General features: G+C 68.3%; 14 protein-coding genes and 1 tRNA gene. 6 read left to right on the forward strand and 9 right to left on the reverse strand.

What is annotated here, in order from left to right; translation table 11 throughout:
• Positions 1 to 68: 68 nt before the first annotated feature.
• Together ACGFSA_RS01475 and ACGFSA_RS01480 are read right to left on the reverse strand one after the other, a co-directional pair.
• Positions 69 to 365 (reverse strand): hypothetical protein, encoded by a 297-nt coding sequence (locus tag ACGFSA_RS01475; RefSeq protein WP_327245552.1) that lies wholly within the window; start codon positions 363 to 365, stop codon positions 69 to 71.
• A gap of 164 nt (positions 366 to 529) precedes the next feature.
• Complete coding sequence (locus ACGFSA_RS01480) at positions 530 to 1051, reverse strand: winged helix-turn-helix transcriptional regulator (RefSeq protein WP_393297988.1); 522 nt, start codon at positions 1049 to 1051, stop codon at positions 530 to 532.
• 74 nt (positions 1052 to 1125) lie between these two features.
• Between ACGFSA_RS01480 and ACGFSA_RS01485 the strand changes: the two genes are divergently transcribed.
• Positions 1126 to 1770, forward strand: coding sequence for a dihydrofolate reductase family protein (locus ACGFSA_RS01485; protein WP_393297991.1), 645 nt, complete (start codon positions 1126 to 1128; stop codon positions 1768 to 1770).
• 423 nt (positions 1771 to 2193) lie between these two features.
• On the opposite strand, the gene ACGFSA_RS01490 is transcribed toward ACGFSA_RS01485, so the two are convergent.
• A complete protein-coding gene (locus ACGFSA_RS01490) occupies positions 2194 to 2493 on the reverse strand; it encodes an FG-GAP repeat domain-containing protein (RefSeq protein ID WP_393298384.1) in 300 nt (99 codons plus the stop codon).
• Between the two features lie 278 nt (positions 2494 to 2771).
• Between ACGFSA_RS01490 and ACGFSA_RS01495 the strand changes: the two genes are divergently transcribed.
• The 3 genes from ACGFSA_RS01495 to ACGFSA_RS01505 all read left to right on the forward strand — a co-directional run bounded on the left by ACGFSA_RS01495 (position 2772) and on the right by ACGFSA_RS01505 (position 6293).
• A complete protein-coding gene (locus ACGFSA_RS01495) occupies positions 2772 to 4046 on the forward strand; it encodes an LAETG motif-containing sortase-dependent surface protein (protein WP_393297994.1) in 1275 nt (424 codons plus the stop codon).
• 568 nt (positions 4047 to 4614) lie between these two features.
• The gene (locus tag ACGFSA_RS01500) at positions 4615 to 5214 is read left to right on the forward strand and encodes a hypothetical protein (RefSeq protein WP_393297997.1); all 600 of its coding nucleotides are present in this window, start codon (positions 4615 to 4617) and stop codon (positions 5212 to 5214) included.
• Between the two features lie 296 nt (positions 5215 to 5510).
• Positions 5511 to 6293 (forward strand): polysaccharide deacetylase family protein, encoded by a 783-nt coding sequence (locus ACGFSA_RS01505; protein WP_393298000.1) that lies wholly within the window; start codon positions 5511 to 5513, stop codon positions 6291 to 6293.
• A 45-nt stretch (positions 6294 to 6338) separates the two neighbouring features.
• On the opposite strand, the gene ACGFSA_RS01510 is transcribed toward ACGFSA_RS01505, so the two are convergent.
• The 5 genes from ACGFSA_RS01510 to ACGFSA_RS01530 all read right to left on the reverse strand — a co-directional run bounded on the left by ACGFSA_RS01510 (position 6339) and on the right by ACGFSA_RS01530 (position 12626).
• Complete coding sequence (locus ACGFSA_RS01510; protein ID WP_393298003.1) at positions 6339 to 6740, reverse strand: PIN domain-containing protein; 402 nt, start codon at positions 6738 to 6740, stop codon at positions 6339 to 6341.
• A complete protein-coding gene (locus ACGFSA_RS01515; RefSeq protein ID WP_393298006.1) occupies positions 6737 to 6985 on the reverse strand; it encodes a hypothetical protein in 249 nt (82 codons plus the stop codon). The genes ACGFSA_RS01510 and ACGFSA_RS01515 overlap by 4 nt, the downstream gene beginning before the upstream one ends.
• 384 nt (positions 6986 to 7369) lie before the next feature.
• Entirely contained in the window at positions 7370 to 9454 is a 2085-nt protein-coding gene (locus ACGFSA_RS01520) for a protein kinase (RefSeq protein ID WP_393298009.1), read from the reverse strand.
• 39 nt (positions 9455 to 9493) lie between these two features.
• Positions 9494 to 11695, reverse strand: a complete 2202-nt coding sequence (locus tag ACGFSA_RS01525; protein ID WP_393298012.1) for a PQQ-binding-like beta-propeller repeat protein — start codon at positions 11693 to 11695, stop codon at positions 9494 to 9496.
• A 4-nt stretch (positions 11696 to 11699) separates the two neighbouring features.
• On the reverse strand, positions 11700 to 12626 hold the full coding sequence (locus ACGFSA_RS01530) for a serine/threonine protein kinase (RefSeq protein WP_393298015.1): 927 nt from the start codon (positions 12624 to 12626) through the stop codon (positions 11700 to 11702).
• A gap of 349 nt (positions 12627 to 12975) precedes the next feature.
• Between ACGFSA_RS01530 and ACGFSA_RS01535 the strand changes: the two genes are divergently transcribed.
• Positions 12976 to 13164: a DUF1932 domain-containing protein gene (locus ACGFSA_RS01535; RefSeq protein ID WP_393298387.1), complete on the forward strand. Its 189-nt coding sequence runs from the start codon at positions 12976 to 12978 to the stop codon at positions 13162 to 13164.
• Positions 13165 to 13315: 151 nt separating this feature from the next.
• Here the strand turns inward: ACGFSA_RS01535 and ACGFSA_RS01540 are convergent.
• Positions 13316 to 13389 (reverse strand) — tRNA-Gly (locus ACGFSA_RS01540).
• A 493-nt stretch (positions 13390 to 13882) separates the two neighbouring features.
• On the opposite strand from ACGFSA_RS01540, the gene dcd reads away from it, so the two are divergent.
• Positions 13883 to 14458 carry a dCTP deaminase gene (gene dcd, locus ACGFSA_RS01545; RefSeq protein ID WP_037695496.1) on the forward strand — a complete coding sequence of 192 codons (576 nt, stop codon included), beginning with the start codon at positions 13883 to 13885 and terminating at the stop codon, positions 14456 to 14458.
• The last annotated feature ends 2 nt before the right edge of the window (positions 14459 to 14460 follow it).

Genomic DNA, 14460 nt, shown 5'->3' on the forward strand with positions numbered 1-14460 from the left:
CGTCGTCCGGCGGGCCGGTGCTGTCCGTCCTCGGCGCTCCGGGGCACGGGCACAAGGACGGCGGGGTTTCAGGCGTGCCCGACTCCGAGTTCGCGGCCGCGGTAGAAGCCTTCCCGCTCCTCGACGATGTAAGGGGCCATGGCCTCACGCCGCTGCGTCTCCGCCGCGGAGGCCCGCCAGGAGTCGCACGCTTCCTTGGTGTCCCAGAACGACACCCCGGTGATCTCCTGCCCGTCCTCGGACCAGTACGCGTAGGCGCGGCGCAGCGCCTGTGGGTACTGGTCCGGGCGCCAGGCCCTCTCGAACTCCTCCAGCGCGCCCGGCTTGATGCGGCGTGTCGTCACCCAGACAAAGTGCTCCACCATCGCGGCCTCCTCTGGAACGCCGGTTCGACTTGATGGCGCCTTCTTGATCCATCGTAGGTTTCTGGCACCGCTTCCGCCTCTGCTGCGGGGGAGCGCGGTCGCCCCGGGTCGCTGAGCGGGCCCGACGGAGCAGGGCCGGGCCGGCCGATCCGCGATCGCGACGTTCAGCTTGTGGAAGCGGCGCGTTCGTAGGCCAGGGTGAGTTCGGCGAGGACGCCGTCGGCACGTTGCGGACGGCCTTCGAGGTGCATGGCGCGGAGCTCGTCCATGAATCTCTCCCCCATCTCGGGGCCGCCGCGAGCGAGAAGTTGGGCACGGATCGACAGCTCGGGCGATGTCGGGAGCCATCGGGAGCCCCAGGCACCCAGTTGCGTCAGGAGTGGAACGAGTTCGATCGCTGCCTCGGTGAGCCGGTATTCGATCTTCTGTCGGTGACTCGGGTCATCGTGCCGAGTGAGCAGGCCGGCGTCCACGAGCTTCGACAGGCGGGCGGCAAGGATGTTCGACGCTATGCCCTCGATCGAATTCGTGAGGAGCTCGCGGAAGTGCCTGTGGCCGCCAAACATGACGTCCCGCACCACGACCAGACTCCATCGGTCGCCCAGCAGCTCGATGGTCAGGTTGATCGGGCAGCCGGACTTCCCCTCCGGCACGGGCAGGCGATCAGTCCGTACTGGTTGCGGCATGTCCATAGGGTAGTACAGTGCCACCGGTTGCAGTTTGCAATCAGAAGTTGCTGTCGGCTCCTGAAGGAGGATGCATGTCGCAGCTGTTGAGGGTGCAGTGCTTCACCGTGTCGCGGGACGGGTTCGGTACCGGTGAGGGGCAGAGCCTGGACCGGCCCTTCGGCCACGCGGACCCCGCCCCCCTTTTCTCCTGGGCGGGCGCTACCGCCAGCTGGGTGAACCGCACCGACCCCGGTGGCACTCGCGGCCTGGACGACTACCTGACCCGCGACCACGCCCGCGGCATGGGAGCGGAGATCATGGGGCGTAACAAGTTCGGCCCCCAGCGTGGCCCCTGGGAGAACCATGAGTGGCAGGGATGGTGGGGAGACAACCCGCCGTTCCATGTGCCGGTCTTCGTGCTCACCCATCACGAACGCCCGTCCTTCACCCTGGCTGACACCACCTTCCATTTCCTCGATGCGACACCGGCCGAGGCGCTGGCACGCGCGAAGCAGGCCGCCGCCGGCCGGGACGTGCGCCTCGGTGGTGGCACCACCACCATCCGCGAGTTCCTCGAGGCCGATCTGGTCGACACGATGCACATCGCCGTCGCGCCCGTCGACATCGGTCGAGGCGAACGGCTGTGGGAGAGCCACACCGACCTGCTCGACCGCTTCCACCTCGAGTCGGTGCCGAGCCCCAGCGGAATCACTCACCTCCTGTTCTGGAGACGATGACCGCTGACCCGCACGATCGCACGCACATCTTCGCCGTCCTGACCGCGGCGCCGGCAGTCCTGTCCTTCTGGCGAATCCGCGGTCGACTCACCTGAACGTCCCTCCCGCGAAGAGGCCGAACAGAAGCCTCTGGTGCGGATCTGGTGCGGGACGCCTGAACCGGTCCGGACAACAAGAAAGGCCGCCTGGACCCCGCCAACCACTGACACCTCAACAACCAGGATCAGCCGCTGAATTGACACACCTCTCAGCAGCAGGGAGACGGGACTGACGACGGTGGGGCCCGGCTCCTCCGCCGCTGACGAGGCGGAGATCATGGCCGGGGCGTCCGCCCCGCCGTCGCGGTCACCGCGAGGGTGACCGCGACGGCGGTGGCGAGCCGGTGGTGGCGCCGGATGGTGCGGTGCATGGTGGTGCTGCTTCTCATGCGATGTGGTTGAACTTGGAGCCCTCGCCCGCGTACAGCGACGTCGACTGACGGCTGAAGGGAGCGGTGGTGGAGCCCGTCGAGCGGTAGACGTACGTGCCGCCCGCCCCGTACGCGATCAGGTCCGGGCGCCCGTCGCTGTCGACGTCACCGGCGCCGACGAGGTGGCTGAAGACGCCCCAGCCGCCGCCGATCCGCACGCGGGCGGAGAAGTTGCCGCGGCCGTTGCCCTGGTACAGCCAGAGGACACCGTCTTTGTCGCGGGCGACCAGGTCTCCCGCGGCCGTACCGGCGATGTTCCCGACGGCGGCTCGCCGGGTGGGGCGGCGCCGGAGAGGCGTAGAACGACGCGTCCAGGGTCATGTGACATTCCTCACAGCGAAAGCGCAGGCGGTGAAAGCAACTGCACCCTTTCGCCTTTTCTGTCTGTCCCGGTGTTGTGGTGTTGGCCGGAACAAGTGAAAAACTTGTGACGGTCGACCGTTGCCCCGGCCATACGATCACCTCAAGTCGCATCTGCGTGTCCCATTCCGCCGCGACCCCTTCTTCTCTTTCCGGACCCCGAAGGGCTCTTGTGAAGATTCGCCGGATTCTTGCCACAGCTGTTGCCGCCGCAGTGACCACGCCTGCCCTCCTGCTGTCGGTTACTCCTGCGTTCGCCGACGACAAGCCGGCAGCGCAGACGCAGGGGAAGCCGTCCATCGCGGAGCTGGAAAAGGCCGCCGCCGCAGCGAAGGCGGTGTACGACGACGCCGTAGCGGCCGAGAGCGCCGCCCACGCGGCCCTGGAAGCGCTCCTGTCCGACACCGCTCCCCTGGCCGTGGCCGCCAAGGCAGCCGAGGCCGCGGCGGCCGACGCCGCCACCGCGAAGACCGACGCCGACCAGGCGGTCGTCGACGCCAAGGCGGCGGTCGACGCCCTCCCGGAGACGGCCACCGAGGAGGAGAAGACCGCCGCGGCGACGACTCTCACCGAGGCAGAAGCCGCCGCCGCAGCCGCCGGTGCGGCCAAGGCCGCCGCCGATGCCAAGGTCGTGGAAGCCCTGGACGCGCGTGACGACGAGCAGGTCGCCGCAGCCCGGACGCTGGACCAGGCGCAGAAGGCCACCAAGGCGGCGCTCGCTGACAAGACCGCCGCCGACAAGGCGCTGGCCAAGGCGAAGGAGGAGGAGGGTGAGGAGGGCGAGGACTGCGTCCCCGAGGCCAAGCTCACCACGGTCGTCACGGGTCTGCCGTCCACAGTCGTCGCCGGTACGAAGGTCAACTTCAATCTCCGGGTGACCAACGGCACCGACAAGACGATGGACGAGGTACTTCCGTTCGCCTACGTCCACGCGACCGACAAGAGCGGGCTCAACGACATCGACGACCTGGTGCACCTGCAGTGGTCGTCCGCCTCGTCCTCGACGTGGAAGACCGTCGACAACGAGCACTACATGGACGCCATCAGCCCGCTGAAGGCGGGCGCCCACGCCGACTTCAAGATGCGCCTCACGATCGACGCCTCGGCCCCCGCGGGCAACGGCGTCACCTTCGTCGCCGGTGACTACTTCAACGACAACGGCACCTGCGGTGGGAACCCGGACCTCGAGGGCTACGAGTTCCTGATCGCCGCCGCGGGAAGCAAGCCCGGCAAGGTCGACGACGCCAAGCCCAGCACGACCAAGCCGAACACCTCGGACGTCAAGCCGCAGAGCGGCGCGTCGGCCAGTCCCGTGAGCGGCAGCCTCGCCGCCACGGGCTCGTCCTCCGCGACGTCGCAGCTGGCCCTCGCGAGCGGTGCGGCCCTGGCGATCGGCGCGGGCGCGGTGTTCGTCGTACGCCGTCGCAAGGCCGGCTCCCATGCCTGACGCATGAGGCGGGGTGCCGACCAGGCACCCCGGCCCACGCGCTGACCGCCCAGCGGGCCCGACACCGAGCGGTGTCGGGCCCGCTGCGGTGACATGGCCGCCCCGGCCCTGAGAGGTCTGGACGACAAGAAAGCCCCGGCCGCCGGCCTGGGGCTTTTTCATGGAGCGGGTGACGAGAATCGAACTCGTGCTCGGCGGCCCCGCGAAGGCGGCTGTAGGGGCGAGGCGTGAAGCGCCCGATCGGAGAGGCGACCGCCGTGGTTCGCTCGATTGGGTCGCCGATTTTCCATTCGACCAAGGCCGTTCGCATTTCACTTGGCGGCTGACTTGGTTCCGAAAACCCCGCCGAAGCAGTGAGTCACCTCTTTGGCCTCACCGTATTTCTCTACCGGGGCCGCATTTCGTCTGGTGATTCGAGAGGATTTGTCTGCTGTTCTGTCGGAAGAAATTACTTGGAGGGTTGACTGTACTATCGTGAGCGCGAAGGTTTGCGTAAAGGGACTGACTGTTCGCTTTCATGATATAGTCCTCATGGATTTACAGGACGCCGCGAAAAAAGGGGAATGGCGTGAATACCGAGAAGGTTACGGCTCGACGTCTTACGGCCGGAGAGGTTTCGGAATTGGGCCTCCAGGACGACATCTTCGTCTCGGCGGAGATGGATGGCCTTCCTCTCGACTGCTACGCCCCGGCTTTCCTTGCGAAGCCGGGTAAGAATTTCGAGGGAGGGTCCTTCACCGCGAGGACGATCTTCGGTGAGGAAATTCATGTTCTCCCGGACAATGTCGAAGAGCGCGGGATCTGGATTGCTGACGAGGCAGGGGAAGAAATCGAGGTTCTCCAGAGTGCCGGCGTCCTCCTGAACCTCGCCCTCTTCGTGCCCGACGGGAACAAGGAATCCCTGGAGTCGCTCTACTCCGCCGCACGGGACGCGTTTGGCGCGGGGATCGTTCAGCGCTGGAGCGAGGAAACCGTCGCGGTGCCGGACGTCAAGGTCGACCTGTACGAGGAGCCGGCCCGGGGGCGGAAGAACACGAACGGCCAAAACCGCGACCGCCGCGCCCTGGACATCTACCCGACCCGAGTGCGGTTCCTGGAGCCCAGCGATGGCTGGAGGTTCATTGTCGAACCGCACAAGGAGATCGTCGATGACACACCGACGATCTGACCTGATGGCAGGTTAGCCTCGATCTTTCGCGGGAGCCCGTCAGCTTGCTGGCGGGCTCTTCTTCGTGTGCTGGGGCGTGTGGGCAGGCCGCCGGAATCCGCGCGGACCCGCGTCCGCCGCCCTCGCCGGTACCTTGTCGAGGCCGTTGCGCCCCCGTACCTGTCGCGGAACTCCTGCGTTTGTCGCTGGCCCCCTGCGGATTTGTCCGCGATCGGTAACCGAGGGATCTTGCAGGGGCGTTTGTACGTCTTCATGGGTGCACGGCATCGGCGGAGACAGCAAAGGGGCGGGCGGACATGGCAAGGCATAAGGGAAGGGGATGGAACGGCCGGCTTCTCGCGGCGGCGCTCGGGGTGACAGTGGTGGCCGCTGCCGCCTCGGTGTGGACCGCGCAGGCCGACACCGCCGGAGGGCGGCAGCCGCAAGCGCGTGTCTCAGCGCCGGACGCCCGGCCCCAGGGCCGGACCGTGGCCAAGGTGGCGGCGGACATCGCGCACGCCTCGGATCGCGGCGCCCGGGGCGTCAACATCACCATCGACGACGGACCGGACCCGGTCTGGACGCCGCAGGTGTTGCAACTGCTGAAGGACAGCGGTGTGAAGGCTACGTTCTGCATGGTGGGCACGCAGGCCCAGGCGCACCCTGACCTGGTCAAGGCGGTCGTGGCAGACGGACACCGACTGTGCGACCACACTGTCTCGCACGACACCACCATGGACACCCGGTCCGAGGCATACCAGTCCCAGCAGATCCTGGATGCCGAACGCATGATCACCAAGGCGTCCGGGGGCGTCCGGCCGCAGTATTACCGGGCCCCGGGCGGTGCTTTCACCCCTTACAGCCGACAGCTCGCCGCGTCCCGGGGGATGCGACCGTTGGGCTGGAACGTCGACACCAAAGACTTCGAGCGTCCCGGTGTGGACGCCATGGTCGCCACCGTCAAGAGCGAGATCTCCAACGGGCCGACCGTCCTCTTCCACGACGCGGGAGGGGATCGCTCTCAGACCTTGGCCGCTCTGCGCGAGATCCTGCCCTGGCTGAAGCAGCAGGGGTACTCCTTCGGTTTCCCCGTGCGGTGAGTGAGGGGGGCGCCGAGGCGCACCTTCGCGAAGGACGCCGAGGAGTCAGAGGGAGATGATCCGGACGTGATGACCGCAGAGCTTTGTCATGTCGTCGCTGTCGGACGTCAGCAGCGCGACCGGCCTTGGCTGGCGAAGTGCCACTTCGGCCACGGTGGCGTCGATGGCGTACTTGTGGCCGCGTAGTCCGGCTCCCTTGAGAAGCTCTGCAGCGGCCTTTGCCGCCTGCTCTGTGACCGGTTCCACCTTGATCCGCGACAGCATCCAGTTGAGGCGCGGAATGTTGGTGCGAGAGTGGCTGACCTCCACGATGGTGTTCGCCCCGATGACAAGGTCGGCACCCATCTCGTGGAACACCTGTAGCATCGCGAGGAATTTGCGGTCCTGCGCGATCCAGGCCGAAAGCCCTTCCGAGTCGAGGACAACGCTCTCGATGCGCTCACTCATGCGGCGTCCGCGTCCTTGGAGGTGCCGGCGGCGCTGAAGATCTTCGACCGGGCCTCCGCCAGTTCCTCGTCGCTGAAACTTCCGTGCTCCTCTTCATGGTGCCGGAGGTCGTCGCCCAGCAACTGGTGCCGGATCTGGCGGGCCACCGCTTCTGCCACGTAGCCGGAAACGTTGTCCGTGAGCTTGCGGATCTCCGCCACCTGGTCGCTGGGCAGGGTGACGGTGATACGAGTCGTTGAGGACATGCAACAAGCATACTGGAGTATGCGCGAGGGTGGTCGCGATTGTTGCCCCTGGGTGCTGACCAAGGGCGTGCGGCGCCGAGTCAAGCCGGTCAGCCCTCGTAATCGCGCGTCAAGGGCCGTTTGCCTCGCTGGATGCACGACATCCCGTGAGGTCACCGCGAGGTCGCCCCCAGCGCCGTCGGAACGTTGGTGGCGGCTGGCATCGCGCGCGTTGTCGGATCGGTGGACCGCGGAGTATGGCGAGGACCATGACGACGGTCCGCGCGTCCAGCGTGAAGGCCGCATACGTTCCAGGCCGCCCAGTCCGTACCCGCCTCAGGACCGGCCCGCCACACCAGCATCCGCCGTACGGCGGCAGCGGCGGTCCGGGCAATGAACGTACGTTCAGAACACCGGCAGGGCGACGACCGAGCCCTTGTTCAGCAGGAACACCCGGTTGCCCGCGGCGGCCATGTGCCAGGGACCTTCCGACTCGGGTTCGTAGGTCCACATGAGCAGGCCGTCCGATTCGTCGCTCGGGATGTTCCCGAAGGCCGATACGCCTGACGAGGTGCCCCCCTCGACGATCCAAAGGGTGTTGCCCTGGACGACCGGTGGAGTGCGGGACGGGAGGGTGCCGTCCGGCCATGAGACCTGGCCCTCGGTGCCGGAAGCCTTGTCGACCCGGTAGAGACGGCCGTCGTCGATGGCGGCGATGTAGTCGTCGGTTATCGCGGGAGAGCCCCACCCGTCCTGATCGGGGTTCAGCGACTGCGAAGCCGCGGACCAGACCTCGTCGCCGCTCTGCAGGTCGAGTGCCAAGAGCGACTTCCCGCCGACGTAGACGAATCGTTCCTCGATGGCGGGGGTCAGCGCCGTCCCGGCATGGCCGTCCAACTGCCAGGCGTTGCTGCCGTCGGTCGAGTCGAGAGCGAAGTAGTTCCCGTCCGCTGTACAGACGACCAGTCGGCCGGATCCCGCACCGGCCACGGCCGCCGGGTCGATGACGGCGCCCGCGGGGGCCTCCGCGGTCCAGCGGACCTTGCGGGCTTCCGTGTCGACCGCGGCCACCTCGTCGTCCTTCGTCAGCACGTACACGAGTGCCGCGTCGGGTGCGGTGGCCAGCAGTTTCTCCGCCTTCGCCGGGGCGCTCCACTGCAGCTCACTGGTGGACGCGTCGAAGGCGAGGACGTTGCCGTCGGCATCGGCCGCGACGAACTGCTCGGCCGTCAGCCGCAGGAAGCCCGCGGACGGCGACACCTTCGGAAGCGACCACTTCTGCCGGCCATCGGTCACCCTGTGCGCCGTAAGTCCTCCCGACGGGCCGGCGAACATGACGACATCCCGCACCGGCAACAGCATGGACGCGCTCGAAGCGGCTGCCTTCAGCGGCCCCCACAGGGGTTCCGGCGGCGTGCCCGGCTCGTACTCGCCGGAAGTCAGCAGCTTTGCCGGTTCGGCGTTCGCAGCGTCGGGCAGATCGGGCCCTCTGGTCAGCCACCAGGCCGTTGCGCCTCCTCCCAGTGCCAGCACCGTTCCGCCGGCGGCGAGCGAGGTGAGGAAGCGCCGCCGAGACGGCTTCGCCTCCGGAACAGTGGTGGCGGCCAGGGTGGCGAGCTGCTGTGTCCGGGTCTCGTACTCCTTGATCTGCTTGCCGAGAATGCCCTGTCTCCACAACCGGTGTGCGCCGCGTGGGGGTGCGAATGTCTGGATGACCGACGAGGGGTGGGGACGGTGTGCGGGCTCTTTGGCCAGGCAGGGGGCGATGAGGGGGCGGAGCGCTTGCGGCACCGCGTCGAGGGCGGGGCTTCCGTGCACCACTTCGTACTGCACCGCCGCGACATGCGCACCTTCGTACGCTTGCCTGCCGCTTGCCGCGTACACCAGTACCGCGCCGAGGGAGAACACGTCGGCCGACGGGCCGACGCGCTGACCCAGAATCTGCTCAGGTGCCCCGTATCCGGGGGTGGCCGGTGCCTGGCCTGTGGTGGTGAGGGTGAGGCCGTGCTCGGGGCGTGCGATGCCGAAGTCGATGATGCGGGGGCCCGAGGAAGTGAGCACGATATTGGCCGGCTTGAGGTCGCGGTGGATCAGCCCCGCTGCGTGAATCTCCTGCAGCGTCGTTGCCAGGGCGCCGGCCAGCGCGCGTACGCCGGCGTCGTCCAGCGGCCCGTGGTCCGTGATCGCCTGCTTCAGTGTCGGCCCCGACAGGTACTCGGTGGCGATCCAGGGGCGCCCGCCCTCGGTCTGCGAGCCGACGACGCGTGCCACGCCGGTGCTGGTCACGGCTTGCGCGGTCTGGGCCTCGCGCAGGAAGCGCTGGGCGAGGTTGCGGTTGTGCGCGAGTTCAGGACGCAGCACCTTGACGGCCGCCAGGCGGCCGGAACTGTCGTGACCTACGTACACCTTGCCCATGCCGCCCTCGCCGAGCACTCCGGCGATGCGGTACGGCCCCAGCCGGATCGGGTCGCCGAAACTCAGAGGTTGCATGGTGTGAGCCGAGCCCTTCGTGGTGATGAGGCGGGGAGCCTAGGAGGAGGCATGGTCCGAGGGCTCCAGCGGAAGAGCGACCATGGGTCCTTCGCCGACGCCGATGAGCAGTCCCGCCGTGATCAGGGCGGAGAACCTGTCGAGACTCTCCGGGTGGAGCCAGGCGGTTTGGTGGGTCCGGAGATCGATAGCGCGCAGCCCCGCCGCACAGTGCTTGTAGATGTACTTGTCGCCGACAGTGGGTGCCACCTTCAGCTCGTGCCCGGACGACACGGGATTCTTCTCCCGCCACAGGAGTGCGCCGGTGTCTGCGCTGATGGCCACGAGACCCCGTGCTCCCGCCGCTTCCACCGCGTAGACGACTCCGTCCTTCACCGTGGGAGGTCCGTACCCGGTCACGTTCGTTCCCTGGTACCTCCAGGCTTCCTTGCCGTCGGTCATGCGCCGTGCCCGCACCGCGTCCGACGCGGTGTAGAGGTGCTTGCCGTCCACGGCGATGGGACTGCGGGCGGCATCGTCGGCGTTGAGGTCGAGGGGCGCCCGCCAGACGCCGGTTCCTGTGCGCGTGTCGCAGACGAGTACGTCGACCCCGCCGGATTTCGTACGGAAGAAGAGGACCAGGCTCGAGCCGATCGCGCGCACGCCGGTCACCCAGGGGTACTCCTCGGGCACAGGCTCGTCCAGGATCAGCTCGGTGCGTCTCCTGCCCGTCGAGAGCGAGAAGGAGGCGATGAGCCAGCCTCGTTCGGGACCGACGCCGCTCGACTCGTCGGTGTCTTCCTTCCGCACCCGCGCCGTGAGCAGCCAAGCGACGTCACCGCCGACGCAGAGAAGCTGATTTCCCACCAGCTTCCCGTTGTATGCCTTCTCGCTGACGGCCGGATCCATCAGCGCTCCGTCGTCGAGGTCGATCTGCGCGATACGCAGTCCTTCTCTCGGGGACAGGGAGTAGTCCACCGCGAAGAGCTTCGCTCCGTCCGTGGCCACGTCCCAGGAACTCAGCACCGGGTTGCCGGACCAGAGACTCCGCCCGCTCGACGCGTCGATGGCGCTCACTCCGGCCCCGGTGGTCACGATCAACTTGTCGCCGACCACCAGCGGACGCCCCAGCTCAGCGGGTGACGCCGTTGCGATGCTTCTCCGCCACAGAGCCGCAGGAGCGTTGCCCGAGCCCGTGGACTCCGGCGTGTCCGAGTCCCGCTCTCTCGTCGATGCCCACACACCCGCGCCGATCCCTGTCGTGGCCAGCAGTGAACTGCCGCTGATGGTGAGGAGCTTGCGGCGGCTCATGCCGGGCGCGGCGGTGACCGGGACGGTCTCGGCTGTTGCGTGATCGGAGGGGGCGGGAAGCCGCTCCGGCTGGTGCTGCCAGACCTCCGAAGCGCGCCGGGCTATGTCTGCCAGTAGTGCATCGGGCAGATGGTCGGCGAAGTGGCCCTGACCGCTGTGAAGTTGGATGGCGAGGTCGTGGGTGGTGGGCCGCCGGGCCGGGTCTTTGGCCAGGCAGGGGCCGAGGATCGGGACCACGGTCTGGGGGAGGCCGGTGAGGTCCGGGTCGGCGTAGCGGACGCGGTAGAGGAGGTCCGCAGGCTGTCCGGTGCCGAAGGGACCGTGGCCGGTGGCGGCATAAAGAAGGACTCCGGCGAGGGCGAACACGTCGCCCGCGGGGGTGTGTTCCTGGCCGATGGCCTGCTCGGGGGACATGAAAGCAGGCGTTCCGGCGGCCGCTCCGGTGCGGGTGAGGTGATCGTCGCCGGAGGCGCGGGCGATGCCGAAGTCGATGATCTTCGGGCCGTAGGCGGTGATCATCACGTTCGAGGGCTTCAGGTCGCGGTGGACGACGTCGGAGGTGTGGAGTTGGGCGAGGGCTCCGGCGAGTGCGGCGCCCAGGGCGCGTACGGACCCCTCCGGCAGGGGGCCGCAGAGGTCGATGGCGTCGTCGAGGGGCGGGCCGAGGACGTATTCGGTGGCGAGCCACGGGGTGGGCGCCAGGGGGTCGGCGTCGACGACGACGGCGCCGTGGTGGCCGCCGATGATGCGGGCCGCGTCCGTCTCCAGGCGGAAGCGGGTGCGCGACGCCGGGTCGGTTGCGATGGACGGGTGCATGGTCTTCAGAGCGACGGTGCGGCCGCCCGCCGAACGAGCCAGGTAGACGGTTCCCATGCCGCCGTGGCCCAGCCGCGCGAGCAGCCGAAAGCCCGCCAGCCCGGCCGGATCGTCATGGGTCAGAGGGGAAAGCATCGCGTCAGATCCTGGCCGTCCGAGTGATCGGAGTACGGACTTCCGCGGCGAGGACCTCCGCGGACTGGCGCGCCATGGCCGCGACCACCCGGCTCGGCAGCCAGCCCGGCCCCAGTAGCGCACTGGCCGAGTCCAGGACCGTCGCCATGGGGGTGGACGACGCTCCGGGCAGCGCGCGCAGTATCTCGGGCGCGGTCGGGCGGGCGGCGGCGTCGCGCGTCAGGCAGCGCGCGACCAACGACTGCAGCGACTCAGGTAGTTCCGCGGAGTCGGGGACCGAGTGGCCGGTCGCCGCGTATGCCAGAACCGCACCCAGTCCGTAGATGTCGCCGGGCGGCCGGGGCCGCCCGCCCGCTGCCTGCTCGGGGGCCAGGCTGCCGGGCTCGAGCCCGGGCAGGCCGGTACGCTGCTCGCCGTCCGGGGCCGCCGCGCGGACCGCGCCGAAGCAGGTCAGGCGCGGTCCGTCCCAGGCGAGGAGTACGGAGGCGGGGGACAGGCCGGCGTGCGTGATGCCGATGGCGTGCGCGCCCGTAAGGGTTTCAGCCAGGGCCGCGCCCAGGGCGCGGACTGTGCGCTCGGGCAGGGGGCCGCCGTGTACGGCGAGCGCCACCGGGAGCGGGAGCACGGGAAGGTACGGAGCGGCGTACCAGGGGGTCTCGGACGGGGCGGCAAGCTCGGCGACGGGCAGTACCCACGGGCCGAGGAGCCGGCAGCCCGCGTCGGCCTCGACAAGGAAGCGCCCCGGATCGGCGCCGTCGAGTGGCGCGCTGATGAGTGCCGTACGGTCGCCGTCCGCGCTGCGCCCGATGAACCGGCGTACGGGGACCGGCAGTTGGCCGGGGCCGCTCGGGTCGAGACGGGTGATGAGGTGGTACGGGCCGATCCGTCGCGACCCGTCCGGGCGTGAGCGTTCCGTACGTGTTCGTTCCATCTGCGACCCCCCAGCCACGACAACGGCCAGATGAGACTATCGGTGTGACGGCGCGGGCCGACGGGAGGGGAGGGGCGGGGCGGCGGGCCTCAGGACCGGCTTGCCGGCCCGGGACGAAGAAGGGGCATGCCTATCGGCCCGGAGTACCCGTGGTACCTGTTAACTGCCCGGGGCAGTGGAACGGTCTCCAACGGCCGTACGCGCCAACACGTTCTTCCAGCCCGGTCCGCCCGGTCCGCGAGGAGCCGCCGGTGCAGGTCTGTGAGGCTCACGTAACGGCTGCCGTGTCGTGAGTCAGATCTGGGAAGGCGCTCTCCCCGGCGTCGCGGATGTCGCAGCTGAGCAAGGTGTGGCCGCCCGAGCCTGGCGCTGGGCGCCCGAGATGCACGAGGTCGTCGACACTCTCCGCGCGGCCGACCTGCCCACGGACCTGGCCGAGGCCACAGCCCAGGTATTTTCCTGTTGGGTTCAGGACAAGGGCCAGTACGACTTGCCCGTTGCAGAGGCGCTCTCCCAGCTCCGGAATCGGACTACTTGATCGCTGCTCCATGAGGCACCCACAGCACTACGAAAGTGGCCCGATGAACGAAGCGGGGAGGGGCAGGTGCGCGTGATCAAGCAAATGACACGAGCCATGAAGTGGACTAGACAAGAAACTAGGCCCTGGTCTCCGACCAGGGCCTTCATCATGGAGCGGGTGACGAGAATCGAACTCGCGCTCTGAGCTTGGGAAGCTCATGTTCTACCATTAAACTACACCCGCGAAGCGCACTGAATGATCAGCGATGCATCGTCCCACACTCTACCCCATCGCAGGCCCCCGGTTTACGAACCGGGGGCCTGCGTGTCATGCGCCAGGGGCGGATGCGGTTGCTGTGTGCGGGAGTTGGGGGCGTAGCGTACGCAGTCGGAGTGCCGCCTGGAGTGGCGTCCCGTTCATCCCCTAATGTGGCTTTCTCGTCCGAGGGTTGTTGGGGAAGGGACTTGATGGACTCCATGGAGCGCACCGTCGTCCGCTGTGCCGAAGGGCACATTTTCGCTACCGCTTCGTTCCCGATGCAGCAGCTCGGGGCCGGTCGGATCGGTCCCGGGCGGCTTATCCGTTGTCCGCGATGTGCCCGGTTGCGGCAGGCAGTTCCGGTGGATTTCGTGCGGCGGTAGAAGCAGGCGGCAGGAGCGGCGGCAGACCGTCGTGGCGGAGCGCGCGGGACAGTCCGGTTGGGGCGGTCTCGCGCGTTCTGCGTATCCTCGGGGGCGTGCTTCTCTCAGACAAGGACATCCGGGCCGAGATCGACGCCGGGCGGGTCCGCATTGATCCGTACGACCCGTCGATGGTGCAGCCATCGAGCATCGACGTGCGGCTCGACCGCTACTTCCGGGTGTTCGAGAACCACCGTTATCCGCATATCGACCCGGCCGTCGAGCAGGCGGACCTGACGCGCACGGTCGAGCCGGACGGGGATGAGGCGTTCATCCTCCACCCCGGCGAGTTCGTGCTTGCCTCGACGTACGAGGTCATTTCGCTGCCCGACGATCTTGCGTCGCGGCTGGAGGGCAAGAGTTCGCTCGGGCGGCTCGGGCTCGTGACGCATTCGACGGCCGGGTTCATCGACCCCGGGTTCTCCGGGCATGTGACGCTGGAGCTGTCGAATCTTGCGACGCTGCCGATCAAGCTGTGGCCGGGCATGAAGATCGGCCAGCTGTGCATGTTCCGGCTGAGTTCGCCGTCGGAGTTCCCGTACGGCTCCGAGCGGTACGGTTCGCGCTACCAGGGGCAGCGCGGGCCGACGGCTTCGCGTTCGTTCATGAATTTCCACCGGACCCAGGTGTGATG

Source organism: Streptomyces sp. NPDC048496 (assembly GCF_043200055.1).
In the GTDB taxonomy this organism is placed as follows: Bacteria; Actinomycetota; Actinomycetes; order Streptomycetales; family Streptomycetaceae; genus Streptomyces.

What these genes read in the sequence shown, in the direction of transcription:
- ACGFSA_RS01505 (WP_393298000.1), top strand. Translation starts at nt 5,511, where the DNA reads ATGGCAAGGCATAAGGGAAGGGGATGGAACGGCCGGCTTCTCGCGGCG.
- ACGFSA_RS01480 (WP_393297988.1), bottom strand. Translation starts at nt 1,051, where the DNA reads ATGCCGCAACCAGTACGGACTGATCGCCTGCCCGTGCCGGAGGGGAAG.
- ACGFSA_RS01510 (WP_393298003.1), bottom strand. Translation starts at nt 6,740, where the DNA reads ATGAGTGAGCGCATCGAGAGCGTTGTCCTCGACTCGGAAGGGCTTTCG.
- ACGFSA_RS01475 (WP_327245552.1), bottom strand. Translation starts at nt 365, where the DNA reads ATGGTGGAGCACTTTGTCTGGGTGACGACACGCCGCATCAAGCCGGGC.
- ACGFSA_RS01485 (WP_393297991.1), top strand. Translation starts at nt 1,126, where the DNA reads ATGTCGCAGCTGTTGAGGGTGCAGTGCTTCACCGTGTCGCGGGACGGG.
- ACGFSA_RS01530 (WP_393298015.1), bottom strand. Translation starts at nt 12,626, where the DNA reads ATGGAACGAACACGTACGGAACGCTCACGCCCGGACGGGTCGCGACGG.
- ACGFSA_RS01515 (WP_393298006.1), bottom strand. Translation starts at nt 6,985, where the DNA reads ATGTCCTCAACGACTCGTATCACCGTCACCCTGCCCAGCGACCAGGTG.
- ACGFSA_RS01525 (WP_393298012.1), bottom strand. Translation starts at nt 11,695, where the DNA reads ATGCTTTCCCCTCTGACCCATGACGATCCGGCCGGGCTGGCGGGCTTT.
- ACGFSA_RS01520 (WP_393298009.1), bottom strand. Translation starts at nt 9,454, where the DNA reads ATGCAACCTCTGAGTTTCGGCGACCCGATCCGGCTGGGGCCGTACCGC.